The sequence below is a fragment of the Salinimicrobium sp. WS361 genome (genome assembly GCF_050750585.1).
GTDB lineage: Bacteria > Bacteroidota > Bacteroidia > Flavobacteriales > Flavobacteriaceae > Salinimicrobium.
Window position 1 is genome coordinate 1 of record NZ_JBOJLM010000063.1, and the last position, 600, is coordinate 600.

Consider the following 600-nt stretch of genomic DNA (forward strand, 5'->3'; position numbering starts at 1 on the left):
TAGTGTTGCCACCAGTTTTTTTAATCTTCTTCCCGATAATAACTTCTTGAAATCCGTTAAGGACCATTCATAGAAAAGTCGAAATATGTATTGCTTTTTAGATCTACTACTACTTGCCAAAAACAGTCACCACCATCATTTACGTTATAGAAATAATTCTTCCAATTTTTAAGGTTTTCTCTGTCACATAAGGCATTGACGTAAGCCAATCTTTTTCCGTCTTCTACGTATGGGACAATCTGGAAAAAGTACTTGTTATAATCGCGTCGAACAGCATCCTCGAAATCTGCCGTTTCCCGATGGAACGCGTCCTCGGTTATAGATCCGATAAGTTCCAAATCTTTCTCTGTAGGATTCCAAAAGGTATCGTGATCTTTATAAAAATTTTCCAGATTTTCTTTATCAGTCAACACTGCAACATTGCTATCGCTATTATCCTTACAAGAAAATAGAAGTAGCATTAATGGGATAATTAATTTAAGATTCCTCATTTTTCAAATTGGTGGCAACGTCTCGTATAAAAACTGTGCGCGCTGGCGAGCGTGATTGTCCGCAGGACAATCCGCGGAGCAAGCGAGCGGGAAGTTTCGATTCAAGACT

At 38.5% G+C, this 600-nt stretch carries 1 protein-coding gene; it reads right to left on the reverse strand.

Going from position 1 to position 600, the window contains the following annotated elements; genetic code table 11:
* Nucleotides 1-56: 56 nt before the first annotated feature.
* Entirely contained in the window at nt 57-461 is a 405-nt protein-coding gene (locus ACQ93I_RS17245) for a hypothetical protein (protein WP_431699614.1), read from the reverse strand.
* Nucleotides 462-600 lie beyond the last annotated feature (139 nt).